Source organism: Polaromonas sp. (assembly GCF_036676035.1).
Classification (GTDB): domain Bacteria; phylum Pseudomonadota; class Gammaproteobacteria; order Burkholderiales; family Burkholderiaceae_C; genus Polaromonas.
The window spans coordinates 1-9,384 of sequence record NZ_JAKFDR010000127.1 but is presented as its reverse complement, the minus strand read 5'-3'; the positions used below and the strand labels follow the sequence as shown (position 1 = coordinate 9,384).

Annotated in this window: 11 protein-coding genes; 6 read left to right on the top strand and 5 right to left on the bottom strand. The window is 61.3% G+C overall.

Annotated features, from left to right (window positions below):
* Window positions 1-128 precede the first annotated feature (128 nt).
* A complete protein-coding gene (gene queC / locus V6M61_RS20075; RefSeq protein WP_332778375.1) occupies window positions 129-836 on the bottom strand; it encodes a 7-cyano-7-deazaguanine synthase QueC in 708 nt (235 codons plus the stop codon).
* Between the two features lie 135 nt (window positions 837-971).
* Between queC and V6M61_RS20070 the strand changes: the two genes are divergently transcribed.
* Together V6M61_RS20070 and V6M61_RS20065 are read left to right on the top strand one after the other, a co-directional pair.
* Window positions 972-1,448 carry a CreA family protein gene (locus V6M61_RS20070; protein WP_332778374.1) on the top strand — a complete coding sequence of 159 codons (477 nt, stop codon included), beginning with the start codon at window positions 972-974 and terminating at the stop codon, window positions 1,446-1,448.
* A gap of 52 nt (window positions 1,449-1,500) precedes the next feature.
* A complete protein-coding gene (locus V6M61_RS20065) occupies window positions 1,501-2,142 on the top strand; it encodes a LysE family transporter (RefSeq protein ID WP_332778373.1) in 642 nt (213 codons plus the stop codon).
* A 27-nt stretch (window positions 2,143-2,169) separates the two neighbouring features.
* Here V6M61_RS20065 and V6M61_RS20060 read toward each other — a convergent pair whose 3' ends face one another.
* Window positions 2,170-3,249: an alginate lyase family protein gene (locus tag V6M61_RS20060; protein WP_332778372.1), complete on the bottom strand. Its 1,080-nt coding sequence runs from the start codon at window positions 3,247-3,249 to the stop codon at window positions 2,170-2,172.
* Between the two features lie 293 nt (window positions 3,250-3,542).
* On the opposite strand from V6M61_RS20060, the gene V6M61_RS20055 reads away from it, so the two are divergent.
* Window positions 3,543-4,148, top strand: coding sequence for a hypothetical protein (locus V6M61_RS20055; RefSeq protein WP_332778371.1), 606 nt, complete (start codon window positions 3,543-3,545; stop codon window positions 4,146-4,148).
* Window positions 4,149-4,264: 116 nt separating this feature from the next.
* Window positions 4,265-4,840, top strand: a complete 576-nt coding sequence (locus tag V6M61_RS20050) for an OmpA family protein (RefSeq protein ID WP_332778370.1) — start codon at window positions 4,265-4,267, stop codon at window positions 4,838-4,840.
* Between the two features lie 199 nt (window positions 4,841-5,039).
* On the opposite strand, the gene V6M61_RS20045 is transcribed toward V6M61_RS20050, so the two are convergent.
* The 3 genes from V6M61_RS20045 to V6M61_RS20035 are packed head-to-tail and all read right to left on the bottom strand — an operon-like array spanning window position 5,040 to window position 7,916.
* Window positions 5,040-5,999 (bottom strand): threo-3-hydroxy-L-aspartate ammonia-lyase, encoded by a 960-nt coding sequence (locus V6M61_RS20045; RefSeq protein WP_332778369.1) that lies wholly within the window; start codon window positions 5,997-5,999, stop codon window positions 5,040-5,042.
* A 46-nt stretch (window positions 6,000-6,045) separates the two neighbouring features.
* Entirely contained in the window at window positions 6,046-6,951 is a 906-nt protein-coding gene (locus V6M61_RS20040; protein WP_442957825.1) for an N-formylglutamate amidohydrolase, read from the bottom strand.
* Window positions 6,952-6,959: 8 nt separating this feature from the next.
* On the bottom strand, window positions 6,960-7,916 hold the full coding sequence (locus V6M61_RS20035; protein ID WP_332778367.1) for a tripartite tricarboxylate transporter substrate binding protein BugE: 957 nt from the start codon (window positions 7,914-7,916) through the stop codon (window positions 6,960-6,962).
* Window positions 7,917-8,032: 116 nt separating this feature from the next.
* Here V6M61_RS20035 and V6M61_RS20030 point away from each other — a divergent pair, with 116 nt between their 5' ends.
* Both V6M61_RS20030 and V6M61_RS20025 read left to right on the top strand, forming a co-directional pair.
* Entirely contained in the window at window positions 8,033-8,914 is an 882-nt protein-coding gene (locus V6M61_RS20030) for a LysR substrate-binding domain-containing protein (RefSeq protein ID WP_332778366.1), read from the top strand.
* A 323-nt stretch (window positions 8,915-9,237) separates the two neighbouring features.
* A partial coding sequence (locus V6M61_RS20025; RefSeq protein ID WP_332775267.1) for an acylphosphatase occupies window positions 9,238-9,384 on the top strand: 147 nt, incomplete at its 3' end.

Below are 9,384 nucleotides of genomic sequence, written 5' to 3'. Positions count from 1 at the left end.
AGCTACTGGCAGGATCTGGCATCAATCAAAGCCTGGAAGGCCCATGCCGAGCATCTGATTGCACAGCAGACCGGGCGCAGCGACTGGTACACCCGCTACAAAACGCGCATCGCCAAGGTCGAGAGAGACTACGGCTTCGACAAGGCCGCCACGTAGCCCGCGTAGCCCCGCGCCCGCAGCTCGCAGGCCGGGCATTGCCCGCAGCCATAGCCCCATGCGTGGCGCTGCGTGCGGTCACCGAGGTAGCAGGTGTGCGTGTGCTCGACTATGAGCGCCACCAGCGCGTCGCCGCCCAGGGCATGCGCCAGCGCCCAGGTCTGGGCCTTGTCAATCCACATGAGCGGCGTTTCAATCAGGAAACGCTTGTCCATGCCCAGCGAAAGCGCCAACTGCATGGCTTTCATGGTGTCGTCGCGGCAGTCGGGGTAGCCCGAAAAGTCGGTTTCACAGACACCCGTGACAATCACGGTGAGCCCGCGCCGGTAGGCCAGCGCCGCCGCCAGCGTGAGGAACAGCAGGTTGCGCCCCGGCACAAAGGTGTTGGGCAGGCCCGAACTCTCCATCCGGAACGCCATGTCGCGCGTCAGCGAGGTCTCACTGACCTGGCCCAGCACGGCCAGGTCCAGCAGGTGGTCGTCGCCCAGCTTGGGCGCCCATTGGGGAAACTGGGCTTTGATTTCGCGCAGCACATTCAGGCGCGCCTGCAGCTCCACCTTGTGGCGCTGGCCATAATCAAACGCGACCGTCTCGACGTGCTCATACTTCGCCAGGGCCTGGGCCAGGCAGGTGGTGGAGTCCTGACCACCAGAGAAAAGAACCAGAGCGCTCGTGTGCATAGTAAGGGACGAAAAAGTATGAATGAGCCTCTATTGTGCTATCGGACCCTTTGACCTTGAAGCCCCTGGGGCCCGCGCTGGTCACGGCCTGCCCGTGAACACGGCAAAATAAGGGCCTGTAACCTGGAAAATCCGATGAAAACTGTGTGTTGCCTGCTGCTCGCCAGCGGGGTGCTGGCGGCCTGCAAGCCGGTGGGTGCCGAGGCCGTGGGCGAGGTCGATACCGTCTTCAAGCTGATCGGGCCGGACCACAAGATCGTGGTGGAGGCCTATGACGACCCCAAGGTGGCCGGCATCACCTGCTTTGTGTCGCGCGCCAAAACCGGCGGCGTCAAGGGCGCGCTCGGCCTGGCCGAAGACAAGGCCGAAGCCTCGATTGCCTGCCGGCAGACCGGGCCGGTTTCTTTTGCGCAGCCGCTCAAGGCGCAGGAAGAGGTGTTCAGCGAGCGCCTGTCCATCCTGTTCAAAAAGCTGCGCATCGTGCGCATGGTCGACAAAAAACGCAACACCCTGGTTTACCTGACCTACTCCGACCGTCTGATTGAGGGCTCGCCCATGAACAGCGTAACGGCCGTGCCGGTAGACCGCGCCATCGCGATTCCGCTCAAATAAGTTCCTGTTTTTCAAACCCCTGCAACCAACCCTATAAAGAAGACCTGTTCCCATGGCCCTGTCTACCTGGATCGCCTATTTGATTGCCTCCTGCCTGATTGCAGTTTCGCCAGGGTCGGGGGCTGTTTTGTCCATGAGCCACGGCCTGGCCTATGGGGTCAAGCGCACGGGCGCAACCATCGTCGGCCTGCAACTGGGGCTGATGCTGATCCTGTTCATTGCCGGCGCCGGGGTCGGCTCCTTGCTGCTCGCCTCCGAAATGGCGTTCAGCGTGGTCAAGGTGCTGGGCGCCACCTACCTGGTCTACATCGGCTGGTCGCAATGGCGTGCACCGGTCGTGGCGCAAAGTGAAGACCAGCCTGTAACCGTAGCGGCGGCCGGCCCGCTGTCCTGGCGAAAGCGCTGTGCCACCGGTTTCCTGACCAACGCCACCAACCCCAAGGGCATTGTGTTCATGGTGGCCGTGCTGCCGCAGTTCATCAGCGACACCCGCCCGCTGTGGCCGCAGCTGCTGATCATTGCCGCCACGACCGTGATCGTGGACATGGTGGTGATGCATGGCTACGCCCTGGGCGCCAGCGCCTTCCGGCGTTTTCTGCGCAATGCCCAGGCCGTGAAAACCCAGAACCGGGTGTTTGGCGGCATCCTGATGGCCGTGGGCACCGGCCTGTATTTCGTCAAGCGCCAGGCCTGACTTCATGGCGTCACACCGCCGCCCGCCCTATTTCGCCATCCACGCGGCGCGCTGAACAATTGAAGGTGTCCCCAGCGATGCCGCTAATTCAGCCCAGCGCGTATCAAGTTGCGAGGCCAGCCAGTAGGTGTGGCGTGCCTTGCGGGGATCGAATAGGCCTGAGAAACCCGCCACGCCGGCGGCGGCGCGTTCTGCATCAAAGCGAACGATGGACCTCACAAATTCCTGGTGCGTTAGCTCGCCACGCGCATAAGGTGCCAGCCATTCCAGCGTGCGGCCAACAGATTGCCCCTGCGGGCCAACGTACTGGGAAAGCGGCCTGCCGTGCAGCGTGGAAAATAGCGCGGCTTCAAGCAAGGGCTCCACGCTGTACACCACATAGTGAAGGGCGTCGCGTTCAAAGAAATCAACCGCCTCCCCGGTCGGCAGCAGGTTGTCACGTATTTGACCTTTGAACAGCGCGATGGCACCGGCAGTCAAGTCGGGATCTGCGCAAACATAAGCCCCCATCACCGCCAGTTTGACGCGGTGACTTTGCCAGTTGTTGGTGGTGGTGCGGCGTTGCGGGGGTTGTCGCTCCTGATAGCGCTCGGACAGCCTGCATGCAAAAGTACGCATGAGTGCCTGCGTCGTGGGCGCAAGTGCACTACCTGCCGTGCGATAGGCCAGCAACCAATGCCCCAGATCAGTTTCATCAATCGGGTTGCCGCTGATGGCGTAAACATCCAGCCACGCCAGAAGGTAGCGCTCATAACGCTCAAGATAGCGCCCATCACGTGTGGCTGAATACAGACTGGCCAGAGTGGACATCAACCCCCAGTCGCGCCTGGCCTTGCTCGCACGTTTATAAGCCTCCGTGGTGGCCAGCGTGCCTTCAACATGCACCACGGGCAGGGGATCGGGCGCGTTTGCAAGCGCGGACGCAGCAGCCCTTTGCAATTGTTCCAACTCGCGCTTATCCAGCGCAACATGCAGCAGCGATGGCGCCACATCATCACGGGCGGGGTTCAAATGGACATTTGGTGCGGAGCAGCCTGCCAACAGGGTTGCGGCCAGTGCCATCGTCCATAGGTTTTGCATCACAGGAAATGGTTTTTGAGGGAACATGGCGGGGTGCTGACGTGCATGTTTGGTTCAAGAATATCGCATGAAAAATTTGCAGCACCATTTCAATTACGAAACTTGCGATGAACAAGCTCTTGGCGCCCGTTGTCGGCAGCGGCAACCGCATTGGCGAATTCCTGGCAGGCATGGTCGCCAACCTCAGCAGACCTCCACACCGCCACTGTGAGTCATACCGCTTACCCGCTTTTAGTTTTAGATTGACAACAATTACACCCATCCCGCACATTACGCTGTGACAACATCACGGCAACAGTTTGACCAAAGGGGCAAAGAGGATGAAACGAACAACAATCTCAATGCTGTGCGTGACTGCCGGCCTAGGTCTAGCGCTGATCGGTTGCGGAAAAAAGGAAGCTGCGCCCGTGGCCGTGGCGACTCCGGCACCGGTTGTCGCGGTGCCTGCTCCAACCGCGCCGACCCCAGTGCTTGCAGTCCAGCCCACGCCATCACCCGCCGCCTCCACCGATCCAGACAGCCCTATGCCGCTGCCCGCCAAGGAAATCAAAGGCGTCGGCATCAAGCAAAAACTCAGCTATTACTACGCGCTGAACGCCGGTGCCGGCCCCCTCAAGATCACCGCGACGGCCAAGAATTCGCCCAGCGGCGCAACGCAGGCGCTGGCTTTCGGGCTGTACGACCTGAAAGCAAACAAGCTCTGCTCGGAATCTCACGGCAATACCAACAGCGATAAAACCATCACCCTGAATTGCTCGATTGAAAAGGCGCAGCCCTTAATCCTGCGCCTTGATCTGAGCGAAGAAACTATCGACTACATGGTGGCACTGGACGGACCGGTCGAATTGCCGCCGCCCCAATCTCGGGCCCCGCAAAACCGGTTTCCGGCGCGGGCTCGACCGACATTGACGAACCGACCCGCCTGACCAGCAACCGCATCAAAGGCGATGGCATCAAGAAGCCGGTTTCCTACTACTACGTGTTCAACGCGGGTCCTGGCGAATTGACGGTCACCGGCGACGGCAAGAACACCTCGGCAGCCATGGCCAATGCACTGGCGGTCAGCTTGTACACGCTTCGCTCAGAGCGCCTGTGCGAACTCTCGCTGGGCAACACGACACTCGATAAGCGCAGCGTGATGACGTGCAAGGTCGACAAGCGCCAACCCGTGATCCTGCGGCTGGACCTTGCCGCGGAAACGGTGGATTACCGCGCCAAATTCGATGGCCCGCATGATTTCGATGAATTCACGCCCCCGAAGATCGTGACGATTGCACTCGATTCGGCCGTGCTGTTTGACACCGGCAAGGCGGTGCTGAAACCCGAGGCGCGGCAAACGCTGCACGAAGCCGCGCAACGGGTCAAGAAATTCACCGATGCGGCGGTGACGGTCTCGGGGCATACGGACAACGTCGGCAACGACGCAAACAATCAAGCGCTGTCGGACAAGCGTGCCACCGCCGTGAAAGAGTATTTTGTGAGTCAGGAAAGCGTCCCTGCGGCCGGGCTTGCGGTGAAAGCTTATGGCAAGTCGCAACCGGTTGCCGACAACAAAACCGAAGAAGGGCGTGCGCGTAATCGGCGGGTTGATGTGGTGATTACGCCGAAGGGGAAATAGACGTCGGTCTGCGGACCACAGCGCGGCCACTTGCGCACGCCCCTGCCTGCATATGGCATGAGAGCCACCAGCCGAATCAGCGTCTCATCAACATCAATCTGCTTGGTCTTTAACGCCAGGGAGTTCATTGGAATCCGCCGATTTCCGCAGCCTCGTCAGCATCGAGCCAACTCGTCTGCCGAACTCCGCGATACCAGCGTCAGGCCCCGAACCACTGGGAGAAATGGGTCATATCGATGTTTCCGCCGGTCAAGATGACACCAACGCGTTTGTTCTTGATTGGCACATCGAGGTGGCGAATCCCCGCGAACCCAAGGCAGCCCGTGGGTTCGACAATGAGCTTCATCCTTTCCGCAAAGAAACGCATTGCGCTGACCAAGTCCGCATCAGGCACCGTGATGACCCCCGCCACGCTGTTGCGAATGATCTCGAAGTTGTGTACGCCTAGTCTTTGCGTTTGGGCGCCATCTGCGATGGTTCGTGGCGTTGGGATGCTGGTGAGGACTCCAGAACGTACCGATTGCTGCCCGTCATTACCTGCCTCCGGCTCCACCCCGTAAACCAAACAAGAAGGGCACATCCCCTTGGCTGCCAGCAACGACCCGGACAGCAAGCCTCCGCCGCCCAGGGGAACCAACAGAAAATCCAGGCCACCTACCTCTGCGAACAGTTCAAGAGCTGCTGTGCCTTGGCCGGCGATCACATCGAAGTGATCAAAAGGGGGGACCAGCGTCAGCCCCCGTTCCTCGATCAACCTGCGGCTGATCTGTTCTCGGTCGTCCTTGAATCGATCATAGAAATGAACCTCACCACCATATCCTTTGGTGGCGGCAACTTTCGGTGCAGGTGCATCCGACGGCATCACGATCACCGCCGGCATTCCGAGGATACGCGCAGACAGGGCGATGGCTTGAGCGTGATTTCCAGTGGAGAATGCTATCGCGCCTCTCTTGCGCTGGTACTCATTGAATTGCGACAGGGCGTTAAACGCCCCTCTGAACTTGAACGCCCCGACACGCTGAAAGTTCTCGCATTTGAAAAAGACCTCCGCATTGTGCAGTTCGTTCGCCGTGCGAGAGGTCAGCACGGGTGTCTTGGCCGCGTGACCCTGTAAGCGCCGCGCTGCGGCAGCGATATCGGCAGAAGTGGGGAGAAGCATTCCGAAGTTTCCTTAAGTAGGGCAGGCCCATGATGCCGGCAGGCGCTCAGCGCGGGTCCGTTTGGAGCAGTTCTTCCACCACCGAGCGCAGGTGGCGGCGCAGGCGGTCAAAGCCAGCATGCGTCTCAAGCGTGGCTTCGTCCATGTACAGCTTACGGTTGATCTCCACCTGGATGCTGTGCCGATGACGGGCCGGCTCGCCATAGCGCCGCACCAGTTCCACGCCCTTGTAAGGGTGGTTGTACGCCACGCTGTAGCCCAGCGAGCGCAGGTGGTCGCAAATCAGGCGCGAGAGGGCCGGATCGGCGGTGGAGCCGTCGCGGTCCCCGATCACGAAATCCGCATGAACCAGCCCCGGAAACTCGGTTGCGTGGCTTGAAGCCACGGCCGGCATCGAGTGACAGTTGAGGTGAATACTGTAGCCGTGCTGCGCATGGGCCGCCTCGATCGCGGCCTGCACCGCCTCGTGGTAGGGCATCCAGTAGTTATCAATACGCGCACGCACCTCGCCCACGGACAGCTTGCGCTCGTAGATGGGCAGACCCTCATCGGTGAGGCGCCACACCAGGCCCTTGCCCAGCCGCACCTTGGCCAGCGCAGCCGGATCGGTTTCCACCAAGTCGGGCCACGCTTGGTCGAGCAGATCGATATCGATCTCGGTGGCGTTGCGGTTCACGTCGAGGTAGCTGCGCGGAAACAGCGCCTCGACCCAGCCCACGCCGAGCCAAGACGCGAAGTCATAGAGTTTTTCGACATGGGTGTCTTCCGCTCGGCGCAGCGCCTGAAGGTCGCAGGCATAGCCGAAATCGGCCGGGTAGTTAACTCCGCTGTGCGGCGAGTCAAGCACGAGCGGCATCGTGCCTGCCACGGTACGTACCCATGACCTCATGGAAGAGATTGGGGCGCTGCGCTCCCGCGCGCGGGCACTCAATAGCTGTAACACCGGGCTCATGAGCGCGCTCAATCCAGGCTGATGCGGGCAAACCGGCTGGTGCGCTGCATCTTGTCGATTTCCTTGCGGATCTGGGCGCCGAACTCCTCCGGCAGAGAACCTGAGGGAAACAGTCCCTGGCTGGCCAGCCGGTCGCGCACCGCGGGCTCGCGCACAGCCTTAGCCACGGCCTCCTGGATGCGCCTGACGGTCGAGGCAGCCGTTGCGGCAGGCGCCACCAGGCCAAACCAGGACGGATCGTTGTTTGAAAACAGGCTGAGCTCGGCGTACGTGGGCACATGGGGCAGCACGTCCAGTCGCTTGTTCCAGGTCACGGCGAGTGCGCGCAGCTTGCCTGACTGGATGTGCGGTAGCGAAGAGGCGACCTGGTCGAAATACACATTCACCTGCCCCCCGATCACGTCGTTGAGCGCGGGCCCGGCGCCGCGGTACGGGATGTGAACCAGGAAAGTGTTGGTCGTGCTCTTGAACAGCTCGCCCCACATGTGGCCGATGGTGCCGTTGCCGGGCGAGGCATAGGTCGCCTTGCCGGGGTTGGCCTTGAGGTATTTGATGAACTCGGCAAAGTCGCGCACAGGCAGCGATGCGTTGACAACCAATACTCCCGGGGCCTTGACGATCTCGGTGACGGGCGTGAAATCCTTGATCGGGTCGTACGGCAGTTTCTTGTAAACGGCCGGATTCACGCCATGGGTCGACAGGGTCGCCACACCCAGGGTCAGGCCGTCCGGCGCGGACTTTGCGACCTCGGCCATGCCGATGGAGCCACCGGCACCGGCCTTGTTGTCCACGATCACGGGTTGCCCGAGCAGCCGGGACAGGGGCTCGGACAGCGCCCGCGCCGTGATGTCGGTGGCGCCTCCAGGCGGGAACGGCACGACCAGGCGCAGTGGCTTGGCCTGCGCCATAGAAAGTCCAGGTAGTAATGAAGTGGCAGCCAGTGAAAGCATCTGTCGGCGTTGCATTTCGGTTTCCTAACGGGTTTTGGTAAGCGGGATTCTGACCGTCGAATCCCCAGTCATCAAACGAAAAAGCAGCATCATTTCATTCCATTTTGGAATGAAATGATCTAGGATGCGACATGCGCCAACTCCATCCACCGATCCACTTGCTCAAGGCTTTTTCGACCACCGCGCGCTTTGGCAGCATCTCGCGGGCCGCGGAGGCGCTGCACCTCACGCAAAGTGCGGTGAGCAAACAGGTGCAAGAACTCGAACGCGCCACCGGCGTACCGCTATTCGAGCGCGTGCGCAAGCGCCTGAGCCTGACGCCAGCAGGCCGGCGCTATGAGGTCGCCATCCGTCCCCTGCTGGCACAGCTCGAGACCGCGACGCTGGAATTGATCACAAGCGGCGATGGCGGTGGCGCGCTGCACCTGTCGACGCTGCCAACTTTTGGCGCCAAGTGGCTGATACCTCGCCTGCCGGCTTTTCAGCATGCACACCCTCAAATCGCGCTGCACTTCGTGCCCTATGTCCAGGGCTACGACTTTCACCGCGCCGACCTCGACTGTTCGATCCTCTTTGGCGACGGCCACTGGCCGGGCGCAGTGGCTGACTACTTGACCGGTCGCGATGTGGTGCTGATAGCCCCGCCCGCGCCTCGCGGTAAAGCGCTGCTGCGCAAAGCGCAGGACGTGGCCAAGTTTCAGCGGCTGCAGCATGTTTCCGTGCCCAACGCCTGGGCCCACTGGTGCGATGCACATGCCGTGGAAGGCGTCAACCCGTTCGCGGGCCCGCAGCTGGACCAGTTTCACAGCCTGATTCGCGCCGTGGCGGCGGGAATGGGTCTGGCCCTGGTGCCGCAGTGCCTGGTGCGCGACGACATTGCAGCAGGCGTTGTCTCTGCCCCGCTGGACGACGGGTATGTGGACGAGTTGGGCTACTGGCTTTGCTATCCAGAAGCCAAGGCCCACCTTCCCCCGCTGGTGGGGTTCAGGAGCTGGCTTTTGGCAGAGTGCTGATGCAGTCCCCGGCCACGAAGACCTTCAATTTGTCCCGCCTGGGTGAACGTAATGCAGCGAAAGTGGCCTCTCAACCAAGTCGCGTCATATACCGGAATCGACCAGAAGGAGTCAGTGGCAAAATGACCCCGAAGCAGTCGGTCGGCGCCGGGCACGACCAGAACGAAGCGCCCGGCAGTAGGGTCGAAGCTGACGCAGTGCTGTGGTTTGCCCCACAGGCTGCGAGCGTTTCACGCGACATGCGAGGCGCTTAACATGCGAAGTCGGCGGAACCGGTTCATTAAACGCTCTCGTAGGTACATCCACATGCAAGGGGCGCGCGTATGGATTCTCGCGACACAGATGGGACGCTTGAGAGTTGGCTGGTGCGGGTACGTGGCCGTGTGCAAGGCATCGGCTATCGGGAAGCCTGCGTGCACCGCGCGCAGGCGCTGGGCATCACCGGCTGGGTCCGCAACCGCATGGACGAG